Here is a 22,636-nt window from a genome sequence, read left to right as displayed (position 1 = left end):
AGCCCGGCGGTGAGCGGCCCTAATCAGGTCGAATAGAGACCTGAAAAAGGGACAGGTGATCTGCCCCATCAGATGGTTTTCAAATACCCCTCATTTTGGATATCAATGTCAAATTGGATATCAGACTTTAAAGTTGGATAATAAACCGACCGCCAGTTTTTCAAATCTTTTCGGCTGATTTTCGTGCGGTACAATTGCCCCAAGCCGAGTATATCTGCTTCGCTCTTCTGGAGTTTGGCCAGCATGTCATTAAACCGGCTTGTCAGCATGCGCCTTAATTCTTTTTTAATCATGGCATCGGTGGTTTTGCCCCTGGTTTCCAGGAGGACCACCCTTAGTTTGACACGGCTTTTGAGATAAGGCTGGTTATTCTTAAATTCAATATAATGGTCCATCGAGTTTGCGGTGATCATGACACTTGCATGATTCAGAACTTCAATTTGTCCATGGGTGCTTTCATTGTTGAAAGCGTTGAATAGCAGGGTTTCGTCATTACTGATCTGCTCAACCATCTTTCCGTTTTTGATAACGGCCGATCCGGTTTGCCGGTAAGATGTCGTTTCTCCCGTAGCAATCATGGGGATCGCTACATCACGTGTATACGAATGGATGCTGCGGTACACTTCCCATATTCGTGTAAGAGCAATTTCCGGGTTCCAGCCTGCATTTTTTTCAAAGAATTCGAACATGTTGGTTCCCTGTAGGTTCTTTGAAGTGGAAAGAATCGAAAAAAACTCATCCAGGTTCTGGTCACAAATTGTAATGAGTGCTTTGGGTGATACTTCCCGAGATCTGATGAAACCGGCAATAATATCTTTCATGCCTTCCTCAGCCGTTTTCCTCTCAATCATAATGACCTTGACGTGAAGGAGGTCAATCGTGCTCTCCATGTTCCGGCTGATTGCATCGATTGCATGGGAAATGGTCTCACCGGTTCCGCTGACGATTTTCACTTCAACCTTATCTTCCACAGGTTCAGGGATCTTTAGAAATACTTTGTATTTACCCTCCTCATCTGTAGAAATGCCAAGAACGATGGGGAGTGTCCGATGGTTGATATCCCTGATGTCCCAGCAGCCGGTCAATATTATGACTGTCAGAAGCAGACAGAGTGCAATAGAGATGTTGGATTTCCATTTACATGTTTTCATGATTACTCTTCCTCTTCATGCGATATCCAAAGAATAATAGTGAAAAAGGAACGGCCATCAGGATGTAAAACCGTAAAAATGTATTCCACCAAAATAATTGCTCAACCGCCCTCCAGTCTGGAATGAAAAAACAGGAAATGTACACTAAAGCCGACAGGGCAAGCAGTAACTTTACCGGTTTAATCGCAGGCAGATAATGATTTGCAATCCGGACTGCTTTCCATGACACAAGTGCAATATAAAGCATGACAAAGCAGATCAGGCTTAACAGGAAAAACATGGTGACCCTGTCGAACATCAGCCAATTAATATTGATGGCATCCACGGCTATTACATAGGGGAGGAAGGTTGTAGCCGAGGTCGCCTGCCCAAAGGTCAGGACTGGAATATAGACTGAAAAAAGGAAAAAGGGAATAAGAAATGCAGCGGCCCATAATACATATTTTCTGTCATAGGAGAAATAAGGCTGGACAAAGCCGAGAAAAAGAAAGCCTCCAGAGAAAGCGAAAAAGCTTTCAAAGTATGTTCTCTTCATAAGGAATCCGAGATCTGCATCTAAAGGAACGATGTACCTCCAGTCTGCGTTTTGGAAAGAAGTAAAGAAGATAAAGATGATTACGGGAAGAAATAAAAGGGACAGGAGAAGTCCTGTGCGAAAAATCGTTTCAACTCCTTTGACCGCTATATAGGTCGAGATGGAAATCAGTAAAAGCATGATTGCCCATAAAGGAGTATTTGATAAAAAGACGATGGTAATGATTTCGGCATAAGCCCGGACCGTAATCAATAAGATCATGCTGAAATAGAAGAAAACCGGAATAATAAAAAAAATAGCTGTCCCTTTTCCGATCCCTGCATAGATTTGAATGATGTCTTTTTTCGGAAAATAGCTAAGTCCCTTCATATATACAGTGATAAAAAAGAAATGAATGGCCACGCCGATCAGAACAGGAAGCCAGTGGCCCTGTTCTGTACTCGAAATCACATTGCCTGGATACATAAAGAAAATAAGGCCTAAATGACTGATGACATACATCAGCATGACATGCAAACTTTTATCCGCCATTGCTTTCATTCCCTTTTACATTTAAGTAGAGATAGGACTTGCCATAGGTATTGAGGCTTGCCAGATAAGCGCAAATGAAAACCAAACCGGCAACCAGTCCCAGGATGCCAAATATCGCTGCCAGAAGCACAATGGCATACTTGAAAAGCCGGATGGCAACAGTATTCTGAAATCCTACGATAGTTGAGTTGGCGATGGTAGTAGCGGCAAGAATGATGATTAGGAGATTGCTGACTAATTTCGCTTCCACGGCAGCCTGCCCCAGAATAATTCCTCCAACCATTGTAATGGTGGGGCCTATGGATTTTGGCAGTCTTACACTGGCTTCCAGGATTAATTCCAGAATAAGCAGCATAAAAATAATTTCCACCAAGGCTGGATAAGGTACGCCTTCACGGCTTTGGGCAACTGATAAAGCCAGCTGGATCTGAAGGACTTCAGGGTTTACGGAAACCAGTGCCACATAAAGCCCGGGTGTGATCAGTGTGATTAAAATGCCGATGATTCTGATTAGCCTGATTGCCAGCATGATAGGCAGGGGGAAATTTCGGTCATTTTCAGCAGCGAACATATCCCAGAACAGATTTGGAAGAATAAGCGCAAAAGGCAAGCGATCCACGAACAGAATTACTTTTCCTTTTCTCAGATTCTGGACCGCATGATGGGGAAGCTCGGTTGTATTAAATTTAGAGATAGCGTTCCAAGATGGAAAACCAAGCATTTTGGCAAGCCCCTGCAGATCACCTGCTTCCATTTGGATGTTCTTTTCAATATGATCACGGATGCTGTTAACCAGCTCTATATCTGCTTCACCCTCTATATACAGCATGGAAAGTTTGTTATTGCGGCTGCGGCCGGATGAGAATGAGTCGATTCTGATTTTGTCCGAGTTCACCAGTTTTCGGACGATGCCGATATTCGTATCAATTCCTTCTGTAAAAGCATCCAATGCTCCTTGAATCACATTTTCGTTTGCGGGTGAATCAACCGAGCGATCAAGCATAGGCGGAACAGGCTCCATAATGATAAAACGGTCGGTGTTTTCAAAATGTATGATCAGTTTGCCTTCAAATATGGATGAAATGGCCTTTCGGACATCCCCCTCCATCACTTCTCCTATTGCCTCCCATAAATCCTGAGGGTGCTGATTCAGGGAAAGGAGGCTCTCTGCAAGCTTGTGCAGCACTGTTCTCGTTTTGATAAAATCAATGAGTGTATTAAATCCCATCAGCATCACGGCAGCATCCGCAAGATAGTCCCTTTGAAGATGAAAATCGCTATTGTTGCCAAGCTCTGCTTTTATTTCATTAATAAAACGGTCCATGGCGGGTTACCCCTTTATAAAGACATAAATATTATTATTCTTCGCTTGCTGGAAAATTTTATTCCTATCAACTTTATTTGGCGGTTAACCTCGGCTAAGAGTTCATCCAGGACCAAGATTAAAGGGGCATAATTTATGCGGGAGGAAAGAAGAATGAAAATTATCGCAGTTCACGAACATCCTTATTTATTGGATAGTGCAGTTCAATATTTCTGGGAGAAGTGGGGATCAGGTGAAAACTTCACTTTTTACCAGGCTTGCATGATTCACTCCGGGAATACAGATGACGGAATCCCAAGGTTTTATGCAGCTATCCAGGATGAGGAAATCATTGGCATATATGCCTTAATCCGCAATGATCTCAATAGCCGGCAGGATCTGCAGCCGTGGCTTGCCTGTCTGTACATTGATCCCGGCAGCCGAGGACAGAAGCTTGGATCCAGCCTGCTTGATCATGCTATTGAAGAAGCGGCAAAGCTTGGTTTTAAAAAACTCTATCTCCAGACAGATTTAAAAGGGTATTATGAAAAATATGGCTGGTTGCATAGAGGAGAGGTTTTCGGGGCGGGCGGCGGTTCCACTCAGTTTTATGAAAAGGGGACAGGCGCATAAAACAAAACGCTCAGGAAAAAACCTGAGCGTTTAGCTGTATGCTTATGATCTTTTTCCAAAAAACGTGCCGGTTACTTCCTGCTCCTGCAGGGACAGAAGCTGAGAGACGGTAATGAATTCGTAGCCCTCTTTTTCCAGATAAGTCAGGAGTTCCGGCAGTGCTTGAGCAGTTGGCATATGGATGTCGTGCATTAAGACGATCGAGCCTGGCACGGCATTAGCCTTCACTATTTTTTTGATTGATTGGGCATTGAGTGTTTTCCAATCGAGTGAATCAACAGACCACAGAATAAGCGGTGTTTGGGCCATTCCGGCAATCTTCTTCACATCCTCATTCATGGCGCCATAAGGCGGGCGGACGGTTGCGGGAAGCTGGCCGCTGGCTTCTTTGATTTTGGCGCTGGCTTCTTCCATTTCTTTGCGGATTTCTTTTGCGCCGAGGGAGGAAAGATCCGCATGACTGTTACTGTGGTTGCCGATTTCATGACCTTCTTCTGCCACCTGGCTTGCAAGGGCAGGATAAAATTGCGCCTGGCTGCCAAGCATATAAAAGGTAGCCTTTGCATTATGCTTTTTTAAGATATCCAGGATTAGCGGTGTTACTTTTGGGTGTGGCCCATCGTCAAAAGTAAGGGCAATGTACTTGCCGGCCGGATCCAGCGGAGCTGTTTCTGGTTCGCTCACTTCCGGTTCAGGAGCCTGAATGTCAGGAAGCTCCAAATGCCGGATGATTTCATCCTTTAAGAGGGGACGAATCTGTTCGATGGGAACTTTCACTTTTACTGCACCGGCTGCACCGGCCGCGATTTCATATTCGTTAAAATAAAGCGTGAAATGCTTGCCGCTTAGTGCCCATTTCCAGTTCAGCGGATTTTCAAGCGCCTCGTCAAGGAAGTCCTCAAACAGATAGTCCTGGAGTTCTTCCTTCTCGCCCATTTGATTTTTTATCAGCGTCCTGAGTGTCGCCAGGGATTCCTCATCCATATGGATAACATCCTCAAGCTGAACCATTTTCTGCTTGCCGATATCGACGGTGAACGTTTTAACCTCAGCCTGGCCGTTTGCGCCGCCGGAATATCGGTAGGCCTCAAAAACTAGGGTGTACATGGTATCGGAGATTTTTTTAGGCTCTGCCTTAATATTAAGATGGGCACGGAATTCCTTACTGTCCATCAGCTGCCGGTTTGCTTTGACCGTCTTCAGAAATTCTGATTCCTGAGCCTGAATCCAATCTTTCATCGGTTTGTTCAAATTCTCGAATTTCGTTATCGGAGTACTAATCGCAAGGGTATAAGATTTCGTTTCCTTTGTCCGGGTTTCAAGATTTAATCCGGGGAAAGCTGCCGGGGAAGTGGTTTCTGTTCTCGAAAAAGCCTGGAGACTGCTGTCTGCTCCAGAGCTGATGAAGTAATAAATGCCTGCAATGAAGACGAAGATGACGGCCCATGAAGGCCATTTTAGCCGCTTAAGCAATGATATCCTTTCCTTTCCTGCCTTATGAAATTATGACTCTCCAAATATATAATTATATCAGGTGTCCCACCGGAAATCATTGGTGGAATGAAAAATTCACCATTTACTTTTAAAATAATTTAGTATAAAATAGCACTTTAATCCGACTAAAAAGATAAGAAAAGGAGTGAATGAAGTTGGCTCAAGTTGAAATGAAAAATAAATCATGGATTTCAGCACCTACAACAGTTGTTTCAAACTTAAATCCGATTCAAAAGCCATTTGTTGCAGCTGGTGTTCTTGCGGCTATCATTTTGTTCATTTCTATCATAAATGCAGCAGACATGACGCAGGGAGTATTATTCATTATTGGAATTGCAATCGGCATGACCCTGCTGCACGCACGGTTCGGCTTTACGTCTGCCTTCAGGCGATTTGCCAGCGTGGGAAACGGGCAGGGGCTGCAGGCGCATATGCTGATGCTGGCCGTTGCTTCAGCATTGTTTGCGGTTATTTTAAGCACTGGCTTCAGTTTTACAGGAATTGAGCCTAAAGGATATGTGTCTCCTGTAGGAGTCAGTGTCCTATTTGGTTCCTTTATTTTTGGAATTGGGATGCAGCTTGGGAATGGCTGTGCATCCGGTACATTGTACTCTGTAGGGGGAGGGCAATCCTCCATGATCCTTACGCTTATTTCTTTCATCGCTGGTTCCACGATCGGAGCGTATCACTTCTCATTCTGGATGGAAGAAACTCCAGCATTGCCGCCGATTTCTTTGGCTACCTCTACGGGTCTTGGATATGGCGGGGCATTGGTTGTTCAGCTTGCTGTATTTGGCCTGATCTATTGGGTAACCCTTCAAATCGCGAAAAAGCGCAAAGCGCCAATGATGAAAGCATTGCCTACAACGGCTGGATGGAAAAAAGTGCTGAGAGGTTCATGGCCTTTGTTCGCAGCAGCAATCGTTCTGGCTGTGCTGAATGCACTGACTCTTACTGTACGCGGAACGCCTTGGGGCATCACATCCGCATTCGCATTATGGGGCGGAAAAGCACTGATGGCAATGGGCATCGACGTAACATCATGGGGTTATTTTGCGACTGAACCGAACCTGGCAGCATTGAAAAACACAGTGCTGGCTGATTCTACTAGCGTCATGAACTTCGGCATCATCCTGGGTGCCTTCATTTCAGCGGCATCACAGGGAACGTTCAAGCCTGGCAAAATCAAGCCGGGTGTTGCAGGTGCTGCGGTTGTCGGCGGACTGCTGATGGGATATGGTTCCCGCCTTGCATTCGGCTGCAACATCGGTGCCTACTTCGGAGGAATCGCATCTTTCAGCCTGCACGGCTGGGTATGGGCGATCATGGCTATGCTCGGAACAGGTGTAGCGCTGTTCATCCGTCCGCTGTTTGGATTGAAGAACCCGAAATCTACTGATTCGGTTTGTTAATAGGTACCTGGCACTCTTGGTGAGTGCCAGGTTTTTTTTGTCAAAAAATCAGTTCCTGCTGTCAAATTGATGACTCTCCAGCAGCTGCATCTGTATATCCTCGACTAGTGTTGTAACGTTCTGTTAAAAGGAAGACTGCCACTTCCGAGACTTTCCTACTATTAGTAACTAAGTAACATTTTTTCAAAAATATTGAATTTTAGGAAAAAGTAATCTATTAATATTTCCATACTCGAAATATAATGAGTTGCAAATAATAGAGGAGGGATTCTATGAGAAAGAAAAAGCTTCTCAGATCTGCAGCTTTGTTAGCGGTCATTTCTATGACTCTATCATCATTTGCTTACACGCCTGCCAATGCAGCTGTGAAAGAGAAACCGGCACAGGCAGCACCAATCGAGGAGGCAAAGTCTCAGCCGATTTATTCATATGAAGAGGCGATTCGTGAGACGGTCTATGTCGAGTCCACACTGGATTCGGATGAAAACGGAAAACAAGACAGAATTGCCGTGGATATCATCCGTCCGAAAGAAACAGAAGAGGGACTCAAGGTTCCCGTGATCATGGATGCGAGTCCGTATTATGAGAGTATGGGGCGGGGAAATGAAAGTGAAGTGAAAGACGGGGATAAGGATGGCATTAATGAGAAGTTTCCTCTATTTTATGATAATTATTTTGTTCCAAGAGGTTATGCAGTCGCTTTGCCCGAGATGGTTGGGACGAACAATTCTGATGGCTGTCCGACAACAGGCGGATATGAGGAAATTGAAAGCATCCGGGTTGTAATTGACTGGATGAATGGCAGAGCAAAAGCATGGGATCATGATAATAATGAAGTGAAAGCAGATTGGACAACCGGGAATGTCGGAATGATTGGAAAGTCCTATGACGGCACGCTGGCCAATGGGGTTGCCGCTACAGGAGTGGAAGGCTTAAAGACAATTGTTCCAATTGGTGCCATTAGCAGCTGGTACAATTATTATCGCCATGAGGGGCTTACATATTACAACAACGGGCCAGGAGGCCTGGCAAGCAGAGTGGCCAGCAGCTCCCGCAAAGAGGCCTGTAAGCCGGTGTTTGATCGCTTGAATGCGGAAGCGGATGACCCATCGGGAGATTATAATGAGTTTTGGGATGAAAGAAATTACGTTAAGGACGTAAAAAATGTAAAAGCAAGTGTGTTTGCAGTTCATGGATTAAATGATTTCAATGTAAAAATGAATCACCTCGCGGATTGGTGGATAGCTCTATCCAAAGAAGATGTTCCGAGAAAACTATGGCTCACGCAAACGGGCCATGTCGATCCATTTGACTTCCGAAGAGCAGAGTGGGTTGATACACTGCAGCGCTGGTTTGACTACTGGCTGATGGATATTGAGAACGGCATTATGGACGAGCCTGCCGTTGATATTGAAAGAGGTGCGGATAATTGGGAAACCCAAACCTCATGGCCCGATCAAAATGCAGCAAATGTAAAAATACGATTAGCGCCAGGTGAGAATGAAGAGACAAATGGCATGCTGACAACTGGACCTGTGAAGGGCAATTTTCAGCAATCCTTTACAGATAACCCGACACAATCCGAGCAGCAGATGGTCACCAATGAAACGGCTGTCAAAAGCGACCGCCTGGCATTTTTATCTCCACAGCTTGCAGAAGATGTCCGTTTGAGTGGCATTCCTGAAATTTCACTTCGGGCAAAGGTCAATAAGGAAGACTCTAATTTGACAGTTCTCATTGTAGATTATGGAACGGATACCCGCATTCATCATGAAGGCCCGGGAGAGGGAGTGCGAACTCTCAATACAGAAAGCTGTTGGGGAGAAAGTATCTCAACTGATGATGCATGCTACAAAGAAACAGAAAAAACTACTCACACAGCACCATATGAAGTCGTGACAAGAGGATGGTTTGATCCGAAAAACTGGAAAACGATTGAGAAGGAGGAACCTTTAAAAGGAGGCAAGAATTATAAGTTTGAGTGGAGTGTTTTGCCTGAAGACTATGTATTTAAGAAAGGTCACCGAATCGGCATTATCATCGCCGGAAGCGACCGAAGACGTACCATTCCATCCACAACAGAGGCCACGTTTGAAGTAAAGCTCGGGCAAAGTTACATCAGCCTGCCTGTTGTGGGCGGAAAAAAGGCAGTTGGATTTTAATAGAATAAAAGAGCCGGGTCTGCAGCAAGTGCAGACTCGTTTTTTATTTCTCAGCAAAATAAGAAGGTGAATTGTTTACGCAAGCTCCAGTTCAAAACACAGTTCTTCCTGCTGTGTATCTTCAAACCACTTCATCCCAGCCGGGGTCATGCCGATTTTCCGGAGCACCTTCCCGGAAGCAGGGTTGGCCGGATCCACAGCCGCAATCACTTTCCGGATACGCGGGCAATTTTTCCTTATAACAGCCAAGCATGCAGCGGATGCTTCTGCAGCATATCCTTTTCCCCAGTAATGCTGATTAAAATGATAAATAAGCTCGGCTTCATGTTCATCTTCTGCCGGGTTAAACCCGCAAACCCCAATGATGGCAGAGGTTTCTTTTTGCAGAACAGTGTAAACCGAGTAGCCCTTTTCATTTTGCAGCTCCCTATAAAAATCGATAGAGCGCTCGATACGGCTTTTAGTACTGGCGCCGCCGCAGTATTTCATTACCTCGGGGCTGCCCCAAATCTCATAAACGGCTTCCAGGTCATCTCCCTGCATGGTCCGGAGCAGGAGCCGTTCTGTTTCAAAAGGAATGGACATTCTATCACCTCGCATGGTTTCTTATTCTATGGAATTATTATAAGATAGAGTAAGGAAAAACGTTAGGAGTTTTTGTCATGCACGTACTCTATAAATCTTTGATTTTGGGAATGGCCGCCGTCATCCAGGGAATCGCGATGACTTTTTTCTTGTTTCCGCATTTTATCCCGTCGGGTGGCGCTGCAAGTCTGGCAGTACTATTGAATTATCTGATGAATACACCTTATTCGGTCACATTGTGGGTGCTGAACGCAGGCCTTCTCCTCGCAGCAGCAAAGTGGCTGGGGAAAAGCAGTGTAATCTGGACGCTCTATTGTGTATCAGTCACTTCCGTTACAATTGATCTCCTGACTCCCTTAGCATTGGAACCGCTGAATCCGGTCCTTCTGGATTTACTGCTGGGTGCTGTTATTTTTGGAGTAGGTGTCGGCATTTTATTCCGGATGGGGGCTTCCTCCGGTGGCATGGATATCCTAGCGCTAATCATCTCCAAAGCAAGGGGAAGTGCGCCGGGACGGACATTATTTTACATAAACGGCTGTCTGCTGCTTCTTACGGGGGTTGTCGTGGACTGGAAGGTCATTGTGTATGCCGTGATCTGCCAGATGATCGGAACCCGGATGATTGATCTTCTCTACAGGCTGGATATAAAAATACTGGCGGAGAAATATAAGATTCATTATTAAAGGGAGGGCCACATGGGTCTTTTCTTTTTTTCTGAAAAATTATTATCTATCAGAAAAAAGGAGTATCTATGATTCAAGACAAAGAGAATAGCCAAAAGTACAAGGGTGAAGAAGAGGACAATGGCTGGGATGTAGGGGAGAATATATATGAAGCGGGTGAACAGCTGGCGGATGAAGGCTGTCTTGGCTGTGCTGGCGGGTGTTTTTTTCAAGCCTTATTTCTTGTGATGACCCCGCTGTACTTTTTTCTGACATAGAAAGGACAGGGGGGAACCCTGTCCTCTAATTTACTCCGGTTTATGGCATTACATCAGGGAGTAAACCCTCATCAGCGGATGCTCGCCCGATTGATCCGGTGTTCCTTCCTTGCAGCTGCCGTTGCATGCAGCCGGATTTCTTCATCTGTTAATGGGATGACTTTCGGAACCGGAACCGGCTTCCCGCTTTCATCTACGGCAACCATGGTCAGGAAGGACTCGGTCGTCAGTGTGCTTTCGCCTGTCAGGAGGTTCGTTGACGTGACTTTCACGTAAATCTCCATTGATGTCCGGCCAGTGGAAGTGACATAGGCTTCCAGGCTTAACGCATCCCCGACTTTAGCAGACGAGAGGAAATCGACCGAGTCAATGGAGGCAGTCACGACCGCGCTGTTGGCATGCTTCATAGCCGCCAGTGCCGCAATTTCGTCAATATAGGCCAGCACTTTTCCGCCAAAGATCGTCTGCAGATGGTTTGTGTCAGGCGGGAGGACCAATCGGGTCTGGACGGTTTTCGACACTTCTGTTGAATGGGTATTCTCTGCAGTTTCCGCTTCAAGCCATTGGGCCAGCAGTTTTTCCCTGGCCTGACGCGCGGCATCCACCATCACGGCCAATGCCCCGGTGGCTTCTGCTATGCCGCGTGTTTTCAGGCCGCAGTCCGGGTTAATCCAGAACAGCCTTGGATCCAGGACCTTCAGTGCCCGGTCAATATTACGGGTCATTTCCTCCACACTTGGTACCCGTGGACTGTGAATATCATAAATGCCAAGTCCAATGCCCTTCGAATAGATGCTTTCCTCAAAGGCCCCAATCAGCTCGCCATGGCTTCTGGAGGTTTCGATGGAAATGACATCTGCATCCAGTGCATCAATGGCTTCGATAATATCTTTGAAATTGGAGTAGCACATATGGGTATGGATTTGGGTATCATTTTTCACAGATGCCGTAGCCAGTTTAAAGGCATCCACAGCTGCATGCAGGTAGCTGTCCCAATTCTTCCTTTTTAAAGGAAGCCCTTCCCTTAGTGCGGGCTCATCCACCTGGATCATCCGGATACCGTGCTCCTCAAGGGTTTCGATCTCTTTTCTTAATGCCAGAGCAATCTGGTTTGCTACTGCATAGCGGGGCAGATCATTCCGGACAAATGACCAGTTCAGAATGGTGATAGGTCCTGTCAGCATCCCTTTTACCGGCTTGGATGTCAGAGACTGCGCATAGACGGATTCCTTCAGTGTCATCGGTGCCTTGAAAAACACATCCCCATAAATGATCGGCGGTTTGACACACCGTGACCCATAGGATTGCACCCAGCCCCATTTCGTGAATTGAAAGCCGCCCAGCTTTTCGCCGAAATATTCAACCATGTCGGTCCGCTCGAATTCCCCGTGGACCAGCACATCCAATCCCAGATCTTCCTGAATGCTGATCCATTTTTTGATCTCAGCCTGTATAAATTGTTCATAGGCCTCATGTGTGATCTCGTCTTTACGCCATTTAAGGCGCTCTTTCCGGACCTCAGCTGTCTGTGGAAGGCTGCCGATGGTGGTTGTTGGAAGAATCGGCAGCTTAAAGGCAGCTTCCTGCGCCTGATGCCGGACTTCAAAGAGAGCGGACCGTTCCCTGTTCAATGCCTGAAGGTTCGCCATTTTTTCTCTTACCTCCTGATGCTTTCGTTCGGGCAGGTCCGCGAATGTTCGATTGGCAGCTGAGCTTGCGGCTATTTCATCGGCCGCTTTCTCTCTGCTGTTTTGAAGTACATCTGAAAGAATGGCGATTTCCCGCAGCTTTTCATTCGCAAAAGAGAGGCTGTTTTTTAATACAGGATGCAATTCTTCTTCATTTTTAACAGTAACCGGAACATGCAGGAGAGAAGAAGCCGGCTGGACAATCAGGTTCTCAGTGTATTCGGAAACTTCCTCCAGCAGCCTGAAGCATTTCTCCAAATCAGCTCTCCAAATATTGCGGCCATCAATCACACCGACGGCCAGCGTTTTATCCTTTGGAAATCCAAATTTCTTCAAGGCTTCCAGGTTCCGTCCATCATCATGGACAAAATCAAGGCCTATCCCGTGAACAGGGAGGGAGACTACTTCTCTAAAAAATTCCACTGAATCAAAATAAGTCTGAAGAATCAGCTTGATGCCCGGGACTGCTTCGCTTAATAGCCCGTACACATCTTTAAAAAGCTGGTTGTCTTCATGGGTGAGCGTGCTGCATAGAATCGGCTCATCCATCTGCACCCATTCAGCACCGGCTTCCTCAAGTTCTTTGAGTATCTGGGCATACAAAGGCACAAACAGGTGCACCATTTGAGCGAGTTCGGCCTTTTTATAGCCTTTCGCTAATTTGACAAAGGTGATGGGGCCGATGATGACCGGTTTGCCTGTGATGCCGAGCTTTTGCTTCGCTTCTTTAAAGAACTGGAGCGGCCGGTTTTCAGACAGGAAAGGAGTATGCTGGTCCAGCTCGGGAACGATATAATGGTAGTTGGTGTTAAACCATTTTGTCATTTCACACGCAACAGCAGAAGCGCTTCCCCGGGCCATATCAAAATAGGTCTCCAGTGTGACCTTGCCGCCGGTATAGTCGAAACGTTTTGGCACCAGCCCAAACATAACAGCCGTATCCAGCATGTGATCGTACATGCTCCAATCGCCGACAGGAACCAGATCAATGCCCTGGTCCAGCTGTTTTTTCAGATGATTCAGGCGCAGCTCCTCCATGTGCTTTAAAAAATCTTCTTTTTCAGTAGCGCCCTTCCAAAACTGCTCCAGCGCCTTTTTCCATTCTCTCTGTTCTCCAATACGAGGATATCCTAAGCTCGAACTCTTCACTTTACTCAATCTGACAACACTCCCGTCCTTTTTCTCTGTAAAATAAAAAATCTCTCTTTTCATTGAAAAGAGAGATAGTTGTGCATAGTTAAATAGAGTCGGGGCTTCCCCAACTTGCTTATCTCACTCCTCTCTATATACCCGTAGAGTACAAGTGCATACAACAGGCAGGTCTCCTGGCTCTGGTTCACCGCAGCTTAACCCTTCCCATTTCAGATGAAACAGTGGTTTGATATAAGCCGCTCCCCAATACAGTGGCGGGACCGCGCCGGCTTTTAACCGGTCTTCCCTTTTAACTGAACAAGATCGTTCAGCACCTGAAGCATTCGTTATGAAATTGTCTGGTTGTGCGCGGGTTTCGGAAACCCTCGCGAAAATTTAAAAAATTTAAATTTAAAGAAAATACTAGCATGGGATACTGATGCTGTCAAAAGATTTTTAGTACAGAACTCTCCACAAATAAAAAGCAGCGTATGCTTCCCATTTCTCCCAGCGGGCTGAATATTTCAGAATTTCCTCTCTCGCAGGCTTCCTTTCAGAGCCTGAGATCACTTTAATCGCATTATGCAGGCCGACATCATCGATAGGAAAAGCGTTCGGGAAGCGCAGGCACCGCATGAGGACATAATGGGCGGTCCAGGGTCCGATGCCGCGTATTTTCGTTAGCTTTTTTTCGGCAGCTTTTACATCTCCCTCCTTAAGCAGGTCCTCTTTCGATAGCTCGCCATTTGCCATTAAGCGAGCCACATCAATGAGATATTCACACTTTTTCACGGTCATTTTTAAGTCGGCCAGATCCTCCATGGTTAACCCCGCTATTGTTTCAGCAGAAGGAAAAAGCCAGTATCTGCTCCCGTCGTAATTCAGGCACTCCCCAAATTTTTCAACGAGCCGCCGCTTTAGTGTATATGCATATGTAAGGTTAATCTGCTGGCCAAGGATTCCCCAGGCAAGAGCCTCGAATAAATCGGGAATGCCCATCACCCGCAGTCCGAAAAATTGCTCAGCAGGCATTTTCAGCAAGGGGTCTGTTTGTGCCATCTCATAAAATGGGGTCAGGCTGGTCCCCAGGTCGAACCAATCATGAATAAATGCGGCAATTTCTCCTTTCATTTGATGAGGGACAGGCTTATGAATCCTGACAGATAGAAAATGATCTGCAGCGCTGCTTATTTCAAGCAGCAGCTTTTCATCTCTGATGGAAAGGGCGTGTCTAATTGTCTCCCCAGAAATCTCATAAAGGCATTCATTTGCCGATCGTGACAAATATCGCAGGTTTTCGGAAAAGCTGAAGTCAGGCGGGGTGAAAAGGACCAGGCCATTTTCAGCCTCTTTCCAGTTAACAAAATGAGAGTTCATTTGCATTCCTCCTTTTCTTTATTGTAAGTTTTCAGGATTACGTTATCTTGCGTTTATATTAAGGATTTCGCTGTTTTAGCCTCTTTTTTGTGTATACTTTTTAGCAGAGGTGAGTGCATGTGGCTTATGAACAGATTCCGGAAGAATATTGGAACGCAATAAAGGATTGCGACAAATCCTATGATGAGCTCTTTCTTTATGGCGTTAAAACGACAGGAATTTTCTGCAGGCCGTCGTGCCGGTCGAGAGTTCCCAATATTGGAAATGTCACTATTTTTAAAAATGCCGCTCAAGCACTGGCGCAAAATTTCAGGCCATGCAAGCGCTGCAAACCGGATGGCCTCAGCCTGCCTGCAGAAGTATGGATTAAGCAAATAACCGGGTGGATCGATCAGCATTATAAGGATCCGATTACATTACAGCAACTGGGGGACCTCTTTCATGGAAGTCCCTATCATTTGCAGCGGGTGTTCAAACGTGTCACCGGGAAGTCGCCCGCAGAATATATTCAGGATCTCCGGCTCGAAAAAGCCATCCATCTGCTGGAGGCAGGGGAGCAATCGATAGCCGATGTCGGTGCATCAGCAGGATTCCCCAGCACCCCTTATTTTATCTCTTTATTTAAAAAGAAGCTGGGTACAACACCTGCTGCATATAGAAACAAAACAAGGGAGGAGCGGAAGAATGAACATTGAATGGGCGAAGCTTGAGGAAGGAGAATGGAGCCTGTATCTGGCCAGAACAGAAAAGGGCCTCTGCTATATAGGATGTGACTCGGAGTTTAAGGATTTTGAAAGGTCGCTGGGAATATATTTTCCAGCTGCAGTGCTGGTGGAAAATAATAAAGCATTGCAGCCATACATGACCGAAATACAGGAATTTCTTCTGGGAAAAAGACAAGCATTTTCAATGGACCTGGATGTGAAAGGCACTCCGTTTCAAGAGGAAGTCTGGGAGGCACTGGCACATATCCCTTATGGACAAACAGTCACTTATTCTGACATCGCAGAGAAAATAAACAGGCCGCAGGCAGTGAGGGCAGCAGGGAAAGCAATCGGTGCCAATCCACTGTTAATCGCGGTTCCATGCCATCGGGTCATCGGCAAAAATGGTGCGATCACCGGCTATCGCGGGGGCATTAAAATGAAGCAGACTCTGCTTAAATTAGAGAAACAAGGCTGAAGAGATGGTCCTCTTCAGCCTTGTTTTTTCTGCAGCTCATTAAGGGAACTTTTCCCACTCTCATGCGTAGATATAGATAAGAATAAGGAGAAAGGGGAGGAAGGTATGTATGGAGCGGATCCGATGTTTGGGCCAAAGCTTCTCCTTATTGTAACGATTGCAGGAGTATTGATGTATTCATTCGAGCTGGGATTGAGAAAATGGCTCAAGGTTGAGAAGAGAAAGTTTTTTTCTTATAGCCATGTTAATGACAAACATAAAAAAATAGATTGGACGATTCGGATTTCCTTCATCGTGCTCCTCTTTATTGGATTTGGAATTAATATTGAAAGAGACTTCGAGGAATCGCTCTGGTATTGGGAGCCTTGGTTTTTGCTAATGTTATTAATCGTTGTTACGGAGACGGTTCAAGCGATTATGGAGTGGAAATTTGCCGAAAACCGCAGGGCTTTTATTGTAACTCTAGGCTGTTTGTTTTTTTCCATCATTTTGTTCATTACTGCCATTAAGACTGATTTTTTCTGGATGCTATAGAATGTAGCAGCTTGGTTAAAAAAAGCGGATATGCATATGGACTGACCCGCGGTTTTGAGACTTAGAAAAAACACCTATGCTGCCTGTCCTCTATATTCAATAGGGGACAGGTAGTTTAATTTTGCCTGAATGCGTATTTCGTTATAATAACTCATATATTGATTTACGATATTTACTAACTTACAATGAGAAAGAGAAGATCTTTTTTGATCTTTGAATCCTTCCGACTTTAGCGAGGAGTGAAAGGATTCGATGACGGCATTATCATGGCAGTTTCCCTTTCGGGACATGCTTGTGATCATGCCGTTTTCTTTTGCCATATTCTGAAACGCATAGGAGGTATACACAGCCCCCTGATCCGTATGAATCATGATTCCTTCAGCTGGTTTTCTTTTTTCTAGAGCTTCCCGAAGGGTGCTTAAAACCAATTGAGTTTCCTGGCTTGTGCTCACCTTAAACGCTACAATTTCATTGTTGTACAAATCCATAATTGTCGACAGATAGACCATTGATGGACCATAAGGCAGATATGTAATATCTGTGACCCACTTCTCATTCGGCTTATCTGCTCTAAATTGCCGATTTAATAAGTTTTCAACAATAATATTGGTTTCTCCATTTAAGTATTTAGGTCGCTTCACCTTTATCTGGCATTGCACTTTGTATTTTTGCATAATTCTTTGGACTGTCTTCCGATTAACATCAACCCGATGATTTCGTTTGAGAAGAGCTTTAATTTTCCGGTGACCATAACGAAAATGATTTTCCTCGCAAAGATGTACTATAAGCTCTTCTAATGGACTCATTATGGTGTGAATATACTTTTTCTTCCACCGATAATAAGTAGCTTTTGGTACTTCCAAGGTACCTAAAATACTGATTATAGAATACACAGAAGACAGCTCCTCTACGACTTTTAACACGACTTGCGGCTCCAGCTCCTTTCTATCTCTTGGTACTTTTTTAAAATATCCAGCTGCATCTCCAATTGTTTATTCTTCCTTCTTAATTCATCTACTTCACTTAATTCGTCTGGCCCCTTACCATACGTGTATTGTTTGCCTACGGGCTGAGAAAACCGGTGAACCTGACCTTCTCTATGCCATTTCATCCAAGTTTTGATTTGTGAAACATTTCTAATTCCGAGCTGTTCCATAATTGCCTGATTGCTTAATCCCTTTTGCTTTAACTTAATCGCTTCCCACTTTATTTCTTCTGGATAATGAACTCTTGTCCCCATAAGAAAAACACCTCCAAAAATCGTATAGATATTAAATACGATTCAGGGGGTGTTTTTTCCTTGTCTCATTTTACTGGGTCACTCTACATACTGATGGGCTTTTTACTGAGGCGGTTAATCTCCTTTTCGAAAATCATTTGAAATCCGTAATTTTAATGCGAAAGCATAGTACATTATAAATAAGCCCATTGAGTTTATTATTTAATTTATAATGACCAATTTTTGAACCAGTGCACTCAAGGGAAAAGCAAATAATAGGTCCATGATGAGGTTGGTTAAGGCATAAATTGAGAATCTGCAATGTAAAATGAAAGATCCACAAGTTAAAAAATGGCTCGTATATGAAAGCAGGGGCATCAAATATAAGAAATTTAGTGCCGCCTTTAAGAAGAGAAAGTGTAAGTAATTACCTGCGAAGAACAGTGTGACCGGCAAATATCTTTTTAAAGATTCTTTGGAAGAAACTTAATGACGAGGGCTCATAAGATAATCGCATTGACTATTCTAAAGAAATTTGCCATCCGGATGCCACCCCCATTTTATCCCCATCATGTGACATTTGGCTTTTTATTAAGTATAGATTTCATTACCCAATCTTTCATCCCTCTTAGTTTCGGATTATAATAAATTAAAGACTAGGAGGGAGTTTAATGCAAAGCATCACCTGCGAAAAAAGATCCTATCCCAGTGAGTTTCATTCGCATCAGCATGAATTTGGCCAGTTTCTTTTCCCGTTACAGGGATCCTTGGATATCAAGACGAAATGGCAGGAAATCAAGCTTAGCCCGGACTATTGCTTTTTCCTTCCGCAAGGGGTTGATCATAACTATAGGTCGATGGACCGGAATGAGTTTTTGATCCTGGATATCCCGATAGCTTATTTGCCGGAAGATTCCAGCAGCATGTACATTCAGCTGGATCAGCAATGGGCTTCGATCCGTTATTTGCTGCTTGAAGAGGCGGGGAATCAGGGGAGTGCATCCTCCCTGGCAGATTTGACCAGATATGTGGCCAGCAAACTGCAAATCGCCAAGCCCCCGTCGGTTGACTATATTCATAGGCATTTTAAGGAGTCCATCCGGCTTGAGACTTTAGCGAAAATCGAACATTATCATCCGGCCTATTATTCCGCATGGTTTAAGAAGAAAACCGGGAGAAGTCCCAAAGCCTATATATCTGATCTCCGTTTGAAAGAGGCGAAGCATTTATTAATGTCAACCTCCTGGTCCATGTCGGTGATCAGCGGGGAATTAGGCTTCGAAAATTCTTCCTCCTTTACCCGGTGGTTCACCCGCTGTGAAGGAATAGCACCACAAAAATACAGGATCCTTAAGAATGGATAAAAGGGATATTAAACTTGGTAAAGAAAATTCTCAGGAATTTTTCTAAGATAAGTTTAATGATTCCTTTTATCTTTTTTTATTGAGGTGATAACATGAACGGGAAAGCAGCTCCATTTTTTATATTGCTTGCCGGAGTGCTCTGGGGGACTACGGGTACCACACAGGCATTTGCTCCGGAAAGCGCACACCCGATTGCCATCGGGGCTGCCCGTCTGGCGGCAGGTGGTTTATTTTTATTATTCATGGTTCTGATGGCAGGGAAACTGGACCTGAAAAATTGGCCAATTAAGAATACCCTGATGGCATCACTTTGTATGGCCCTGTACCAGCCATTGTTCTTTTCAGCGGTCACCCTTACAGGAGTGGCCATTGGTACCGTAACAGCGATCGGGAGTGCGCCGGTCTTATCGGGATTTCTTGAATGGCTCTATTTAAAAAAACGCCCGTCTGCCATTTGGTGGTGTTCTACCTTCTTGTCCGTTTTGGGATGTGTTTTGCTTTTCGTGAACAAAAATTCCGTTCAAATGGACCCGGCGGGACTATTCATGGCATTGGGGGCTGGTTTAACATTTGCATGCTATACACTTGTCAGCAGGGATCTGGTTGAAAATTATTCATCACTATCAGTCGTTGCCGTTGTATTCACACTAAGTGCCATCTTTCTATCGCCATTCTTAATTATTTTTGACATGTCCTGGCTTGGGAGTGTTCGGGGGTTGACTGTTAGCCTGCACCTGGGGATTCTGGCTACGGGAATTGCCTATTTCCTTTTTTCAAAAGGGCTTGTCTATGTTTCCTCTTCAACAGCTGTTACACTTGCGCTGGCCGAGCCTTTAACTGCAGCATTATTAGGTGTTTTTCTATTAGAGGAATCTTTAAACATGACTTCCTGGTTAGGGATCCTTCTCTTACTGCTTGGAATTGGTGTATTGATTGTGTCTTCAAAAAGTTCAGAAAGAGATCTTGAGCCTGGGGTGGTTCAGAAACATTGATATTCATATGGAAAGCCAAACTTCTCCCGGAGAAATTTGGCTTTCTTTTTTTGTAGCACAAAAAAGATTGCATTGTGAAATAAACTTCTTTATTATTTTTTGTAGAACAAAAAATAATCCGGAGGGTTTATGAAAGAACAAACCTTTACATCATTCGAACAATACGAAGAGTTTCTTAGAAATAAGATGATCCATAAAGCGAAAAAGAAAGGTCTTGAAAGTGAGGATCTTACAGAATATCTGAAAAAGCATGAGAATGATGCAGCGCGCATTTGGAAGGAAAATGATCTTCATAAATGGCTGGAAAAAGACGGGTATGTGACCATAGCCGTTTGGAGGGACGAAAAAGGACAGCGGAAAATTGGAAGGGGCCGGCCCAAGAAGCCTGAAGGCCAAAAACTTAAGCATTCCATCCATGTCAGGCTCGACGAAGAGATGTTCAAAAAGCTGAATCATTTCTGCCAGGAAAAAAAGGTGGATGTTTCAGAAGCCATACGGATTCTTATCAATAATCTTTAAGCTCAAAGTCCAAATTCATAGGAAAAGGCAGGAAAACCAATGAATGATTCTTTAGAAAGTATAAGAAATACCCCGGGTCCTTCAAAATCCAGGCGATTATGGATGGCGCTCGTGCTTGGTACTTTAGCAGCGTTTGCTCCGTTATCCATCGACATGTATTTGCCGGCTCTGCCTGATATCGCGAATGACCTGCATACCAAGCCGTCCCTTGTACAGCTAAGTTTAACCTTTTTTCTGCTCGGTTTATCCCTAGGCCAGCTGCTTGCAGGGCCGCTCAGTGATGTTCGCGGACGCCGAAAGCCGCTTCTTATAGGATTACTCATTTATTTTGGCGTTTCTTTGCTGTGCGCCTTTAGCCAGTCCATCTGGGGCTTGATTGTGCTGAGGTTTATTCAGGGTCTGGCCGGGGCAGCCGGGATTGTCATGTCCCGTGCGATTGTCCGGGATCTATACTCAGGCACGGAACTGACTAAGTTTTTCTCTCTGCTGGCTTTGGTGAATGGTGTGGCCCCCATCCTTGCTCCTATACTTGGCGGCCAGTTATTGCGGATTGCTCCCTGGCAGGGAGTGTTTATCGTTTTGAGTGTAATTGGCCTGGTGATGTTTCTTGTCGTACTATTTGGTTTGCCAGAGACGCTGCCAGACGGTTCCCGTTCACAGGGCGGCATAAAAAACACATTATCGACCTTTCAGCAGCTCTTATTGAATCGAAGTTTCATAGGGTATGCATTGTCGCAAGGCCTGGTGTTTGCCGCCATGTTTGCGTATATATCCGGCTCACCCTTCGTCCTTCAGAACATTTATGGGGCGACCCCGCAGATGTTCAGCCTGATCTTTGCCATCAATGGTCTCGGAATCATCATTTCCAGTCAAATAACGGGAAGACTGGCGGGGAGGATCAGCGAAAGGAAGCTTTTTACGGCTGGCATATGCATCTCTTTCATTGGGGCTATTGCTCTATTAATCATGCTTCTTTTAGATGCAGGCTTGTACGCTATTTTGCTGCCGTTATTCTTTGTTGTATCAAGTATTGGGGTGGTGAGTACTTCAGGCTTCTCGCTTGCCATGCAAAACCAGGGCAAGTCGGCAGGAAGTGCCTCTGCATTACTGGGGGTACTGTCCTTAATCTTTGGAGGTTGTGTGGCTCCCCTTGTCGGCTTAGGAGACAGCCCGGCGATATCGATGGGGATTGTCATAGCATGCGCAAGTGCCGGGGCTGTACTGTCCTATTTGTTCCTGGCAGCCCGGCCCAGCGGGAAATCCATTGATAATGAGAAGGCTGTGATGTAAATAATCTATTAATCCAGTAAAATGAATGATAAATGAAAGGGGAAATGAACAATGGATATACAGAAAATAATCACGACTCGCCGCAACATCAAAAAATTCAAACCGGATGCAGTGGAGCAAAGTGCCATCATCTCCTGGCTGGAGGCTGCGACCATGGCGCCCAACCACAAAATGACGGAGCCTTGGGAAGTTTTATTTGCTGGCCCGGAAACAAGGGCTAAGCTGAATCATAAAACCGATTTCGGGGGAGCGCCCATTGTGCTAGCGATTCTGTCCAAGCATGGAGCAACAGCTCTGGAGCGAACAGAGAATATGGCTGCCGTATCCTGCTTTATCCAGAACTTTATGCTGATGGCGTGGGAATCAGGCGTAGGGACTTTCTGGTCTTCTCTGGGGACTTCTGCCAAAGCCAGACTGACGTTAAATGTCCCTGAAGATTACGATGTCGTCGGTATCTTCGGTGTAGGATATCCTGCAGAAGTGCCGGAAGCGAAGCCGCGTACACAGATCAATAGCAAAATACGGCATTTATCATAAGTATTGTTTATAGGGCGCCTATCCACTGGAGGGCGCTTTTTTTTGTTATTGTTA

21 protein-coding genes, 1 pseudogene and 1 riboswitch are annotated in these 22,636 nt (G+C 45.0%); of the genes and pseudogenes, 13 read left to right on the top strand and 9 right to left on the bottom strand.

The window, feature by feature from the left end:
* Positions 1–68: 68 nt before the first annotated feature.
* Genes NSQ49_RS08860 through NSQ49_RS08850 form a run of 3 tightly spaced genes read right to left on the bottom strand, consistent with a single transcriptional unit; the run spans position 69 to position 3,541 of the window.
* A complete protein-coding gene (locus NSQ49_RS08860; RefSeq protein WP_251283460.1) occupies positions 69–1,151 on the bottom strand; it encodes a Ger(x)C family spore germination protein in 1,083 nt (360 codons plus the stop codon).
* A complete protein-coding gene (locus tag NSQ49_RS08855) occupies positions 1,138–2,217 on the bottom strand; it encodes a GerAB/ArcD/ProY family transporter (protein WP_159862215.1) in 1,080 nt (359 codons plus the stop codon). Before NSQ49_RS08855 ends, NSQ49_RS08860 begins: the two co-directional genes overlap by 14 nt.
* Entirely contained in the window at positions 2,207–3,541 is a 1,335-nt protein-coding gene (locus NSQ49_RS08850) for a spore germination protein (protein WP_251283459.1), read from the bottom strand. Before NSQ49_RS08850 ends, NSQ49_RS08855 begins: the two co-directional genes overlap by 11 nt.
* Positions 3,542–3,694: 153 nt before the next feature.
* Here NSQ49_RS08850 and NSQ49_RS08845 point away from each other — a divergent pair, with 153 nt between their 5' ends.
* The gene (locus tag NSQ49_RS08845; RefSeq protein WP_251283458.1) at positions 3,695–4,153 is read left to right on the top strand and encodes a GNAT family N-acetyltransferase; all 459 of its coding nucleotides are present in this window, start codon (positions 3,695–3,697) and stop codon (positions 4,151–4,153) included.
* 42 nt (positions 4,154–4,195) lie between these two features.
* On the opposite strand, the gene NSQ49_RS08840 is transcribed toward NSQ49_RS08845, so the two are convergent.
* Positions 4,196–5,626, bottom strand: a complete 1,431-nt coding sequence (locus NSQ49_RS08840; protein WP_251283457.1) for a polysaccharide deacetylase family protein — start codon at positions 5,624–5,626, stop codon at positions 4,196–4,198.
* 191 nt (positions 5,627–5,817) lie between these two features.
* Here NSQ49_RS08840 and NSQ49_RS08835 point away from each other — a divergent pair, with 191 nt between their 5' ends.
* A complete protein-coding gene (locus NSQ49_RS08835; RefSeq protein WP_201306468.1) occupies positions 5,818–7,059 on the top strand; it encodes a YeeE/YedE family protein in 1,242 nt (413 codons plus the stop codon).
* A 272-nt stretch (positions 7,060–7,331) separates the two neighbouring features.
* On the top strand, positions 7,332–9,221 hold the full coding sequence (locus NSQ49_RS08830) for a Xaa-Pro dipeptidyl-peptidase (protein WP_251283456.1): 1,890 nt from the start codon (positions 7,332–7,334) through the stop codon (positions 9,219–9,221).
* A 75-nt stretch (positions 9,222–9,296) separates the two neighbouring features.
* Here NSQ49_RS08830 and NSQ49_RS08825 read toward each other — a convergent pair whose 3' ends face one another.
* Positions 9,297–9,806, bottom strand: coding sequence for a GNAT family N-acetyltransferase (locus tag NSQ49_RS08825; RefSeq protein ID WP_159862209.1), 510 nt, complete (start codon positions 9,804–9,806; stop codon positions 9,297–9,299).
* A 77-nt stretch (positions 9,807–9,883) separates the two neighbouring features.
* Here NSQ49_RS08825 and NSQ49_RS08820 point away from each other — a divergent pair, with 77 nt between their 5' ends.
* Positions 9,884–10,492: a YitT family protein gene (locus NSQ49_RS08820; protein WP_251283455.1), complete on the top strand. Its 609-nt coding sequence runs from the start codon at positions 9,884–9,886 to the stop codon at positions 10,490–10,492.
* Between the two features lie 68 nt (positions 10,493–10,560).
* On the top strand, positions 10,561–10,749 hold the full coding sequence (locus tag NSQ49_RS08815) for a hypothetical protein (protein WP_159862207.1): 189 nt from the start codon (positions 10,561–10,563) through the stop codon (positions 10,747–10,749).
* Between the two features lie 71 nt (positions 10,750–10,820).
* Here the strand turns inward: NSQ49_RS08815 and NSQ49_RS08810 are convergent, their stop codons facing one another.
* The 3 genes and pseudogenes from NSQ49_RS08810 to NSQ49_RS08800 all read right to left on the bottom strand — a co-directional run bounded on the left by NSQ49_RS08810 (position 10,821) and on the right by NSQ49_RS08800 (position 14,945).
* Positions 10,821–11,270: an acyl-CoA thioesterase gene (locus NSQ49_RS08810; RefSeq protein ID WP_311315900.1), complete on the bottom strand. Its 450-nt coding sequence runs from the start codon at positions 11,268–11,270 to the stop codon at positions 10,821–10,823.
* Between the two features lie 48 nt (positions 11,271–11,318).
* Positions 11,319–13,595, bottom strand: a pseudogene (metE, locus tag NSQ49_RS08805) (5-methyltetrahydropteroyltriglutamate--homocysteine S-methyltransferase); the annotation flags it as partial.
* Between the two features lie 140 nt (positions 13,596–13,735).
* Positions 13,736–13,922, bottom strand: a riboswitch (cobalamin riboswitch).
* Between the two features lie 102 nt (positions 13,923–14,024).
* Positions 14,025–14,945: a DNA-3-methyladenine glycosylase family protein gene (locus tag NSQ49_RS08800; RefSeq protein WP_251283454.1), complete on the bottom strand. Its 921-nt coding sequence runs from the start codon at positions 14,943–14,945 to the stop codon at positions 14,025–14,027.
* A 119-nt stretch (positions 14,946–15,064) separates the two neighbouring features.
* Between NSQ49_RS08800 and NSQ49_RS08795 the strand changes: the two genes are divergently transcribed.
* The 3 genes from NSQ49_RS08795 (at position 15,065) to NSQ49_RS08785 (ending at position 16,661) form a co-directional block, all read left to right on the top strand.
* A complete protein-coding gene (locus NSQ49_RS08795) occupies positions 15,065–15,640 on the top strand; it encodes a bifunctional transcriptional activator/DNA repair enzyme AdaA (RefSeq protein WP_159862204.1) in 576 nt (191 codons plus the stop codon).
* On the top strand, positions 15,630–16,127 hold the full coding sequence (locus tag NSQ49_RS08790; RefSeq protein WP_251283453.1) for a methylated-DNA--[protein]-cysteine S-methyltransferase: 498 nt from the start codon (positions 15,630–15,632) through the stop codon (positions 16,125–16,127). Before NSQ49_RS08795 ends, NSQ49_RS08790 begins: the two co-directional genes overlap by 11 nt.
* A 105-nt stretch (positions 16,128–16,232) precedes the next feature.
* Positions 16,233–16,661, top strand: a complete 429-nt coding sequence (locus tag NSQ49_RS08785) for a DUF4181 domain-containing protein (RefSeq protein WP_251283452.1) — start codon at positions 16,233–16,235, stop codon at positions 16,659–16,661.
* A gap of 74 nt (positions 16,662–16,735) precedes the next feature.
* On the opposite strand, the gene NSQ49_RS08780 is transcribed toward NSQ49_RS08785, so the two are convergent.
* Positions 16,736–17,901 (bottom strand): IS3 family transposase gene (locus NSQ49_RS08780; protein WP_341070436.1). Its coding sequence is split into 2 segments (ribosomal slippage): positions 16,736–17,625 and positions 17,625–17,901, totalling 1,167 coding nucleotides; the frame shifts between segments, so codons are not numbered across the junction.
* A 650-nt stretch (positions 17,902–18,551) separates the two neighbouring features.
* On the opposite strand from NSQ49_RS08780, the gene NSQ49_RS08775 reads away from it, so the two are divergent.
* The 5 genes from NSQ49_RS08775 (at position 18,552) to NSQ49_RS08755 (ending at position 22,582) form a co-directional block, all read left to right on the top strand.
* A complete protein-coding gene (locus NSQ49_RS08775) occupies positions 18,552–19,244 on the top strand; it encodes a helix-turn-helix transcriptional regulator (protein WP_159862201.1) in 693 nt (230 codons plus the stop codon).
* A gap of 92 nt (positions 19,245–19,336) precedes the next feature.
* A complete protein-coding gene (locus NSQ49_RS08770) occupies positions 19,337–20,236 on the top strand; it encodes an EamA family transporter (protein WP_251284534.1) in 900 nt (299 codons plus the stop codon).
* Positions 20,237–20,365: 129 nt separating this feature from the next.
* Positions 20,366–20,755: a hypothetical protein gene (locus tag NSQ49_RS08765; protein ID WP_251284535.1), complete on the top strand. Its 390-nt coding sequence runs from the start codon at positions 20,366–20,368 to the stop codon at positions 20,753–20,755.
* Between the two features lie 39 nt (positions 20,756–20,794).
* Positions 20,795–22,045 (top strand): multidrug effflux MFS transporter, encoded by a 1,251-nt coding sequence (locus NSQ49_RS08760; protein ID WP_251284536.1) that lies wholly within the window; start codon positions 20,795–20,797, stop codon positions 22,043–22,045.
* Between the two features lie 51 nt (positions 22,046–22,096).
* Positions 22,097–22,582 carry a nitroreductase family protein gene (locus NSQ49_RS08755; protein ID WP_159862197.1) on the top strand — a complete coding sequence of 162 codons (486 nt, stop codon included), beginning with the start codon at positions 22,097–22,099 and terminating at the stop codon, positions 22,580–22,582.
* Positions 22,583–22,636 lie beyond the last annotated feature (54 nt).

Source organism: Cytobacillus sp. FSL R5-0377 (assembly GCF_038004385.1).
GTDB lineage: Bacteria > Bacillota > Bacilli > Bacillales > Cytobacillaceae > Cytobacillus.
This window is presented reverse-complemented; position numbering and strand designations above follow the sequence as displayed.

What these genes read in the sequence shown, in the direction of transcription:
- NSQ49_RS08755 (WP_159862197.1), top strand. Translation starts at nt 22,097, where the DNA reads ATGGATATACAGAAAATAATCACGACTCGCCGCAACATCAAAAAATTC.
- NSQ49_RS08800 (WP_251283454.1), bottom strand. Translation starts at nt 14,945, where the DNA reads ATGAACTCTCATTTTGTTAACTGGAAAGAGGCTGAAAATGGCCTGGTC.
- NSQ49_RS08785 (WP_251283452.1), top strand. Translation starts at nt 16,233, where the DNA reads ATGTATGGAGCGGATCCGATGTTTGGGCCAAAGCTTCTCCTTATTGTA.
- NSQ49_RS08815 (WP_159862207.1), top strand. Translation starts at nt 10,561, where the DNA reads ATGATTCAAGACAAAGAGAATAGCCAAAAGTACAAGGGTGAAGAAGAG.
- NSQ49_RS08825 (WP_159862209.1), bottom strand. Translation starts at nt 9,806, where the DNA reads ATGTCCATTCCTTTTGAAACAGAACGGCTCCTGCTCCGGACCATGCAG.
- NSQ49_RS08790 (WP_251283453.1), top strand. Translation starts at nt 15,630, where the DNA reads ATGAACATTGAATGGGCGAAGCTTGAGGAAGGAGAATGGAGCCTGTAT.
- NSQ49_RS08770 (WP_251284534.1), top strand. Translation starts at nt 19,337, where the DNA reads ATGAACGGGAAAGCAGCTCCATTTTTTATATTGCTTGCCGGAGTGCTC.
- NSQ49_RS08765 (WP_251284535.1), top strand. Translation starts at nt 20,366, where the DNA reads ATGAAAGAACAAACCTTTACATCATTCGAACAATACGAAGAGTTTCTT.
- NSQ49_RS08850 (WP_251283459.1), bottom strand. Translation starts at nt 3,541, where the DNA reads ATGGACCGTTTTATTAATGAAATAAAAGCAGAGCTTGGCAACAATAGC.
- NSQ49_RS08760 (WP_251284536.1), top strand. Translation starts at nt 20,795, where the DNA reads ATGAATGATTCTTTAGAAAGTATAAGAAATACCCCGGGTCCTTCAAAA.
- NSQ49_RS08860 (WP_251283460.1), bottom strand. Translation starts at nt 1,151, where the DNA reads ATGAAAACATGTAAATGGAAATCCAACATCTCTATTGCACTCTGTCTG.
- NSQ49_RS08855 (WP_159862215.1), bottom strand. Translation starts at nt 2,217, where the DNA reads ATGGCGGATAAAAGTTTGCATGTCATGCTGATGTATGTCATCAGTCAT.
- NSQ49_RS08835 (WP_201306468.1), top strand. Translation starts at nt 5,818, where the DNA reads ATGAAAAATAAATCATGGATTTCAGCACCTACAACAGTTGTTTCAAAC.
- NSQ49_RS08775 (WP_159862201.1), top strand. Translation starts at nt 18,552, where the DNA reads ATGCAAAGCATCACCTGCGAAAAAAGATCCTATCCCAGTGAGTTTCAT.
- NSQ49_RS08830 (WP_251283456.1), top strand. Translation starts at nt 7,332, where the DNA reads ATGAGAAAGAAAAAGCTTCTCAGATCTGCAGCTTTGTTAGCGGTCATT.
- NSQ49_RS08820 (WP_251283455.1), top strand. Translation starts at nt 9,884, where the DNA reads ATGCACGTACTCTATAAATCTTTGATTTTGGGAATGGCCGCCGTCATC.
- NSQ49_RS08845 (WP_251283458.1), top strand. Translation starts at nt 3,695, where the DNA reads ATGAAAATTATCGCAGTTCACGAACATCCTTATTTATTGGATAGTGCA.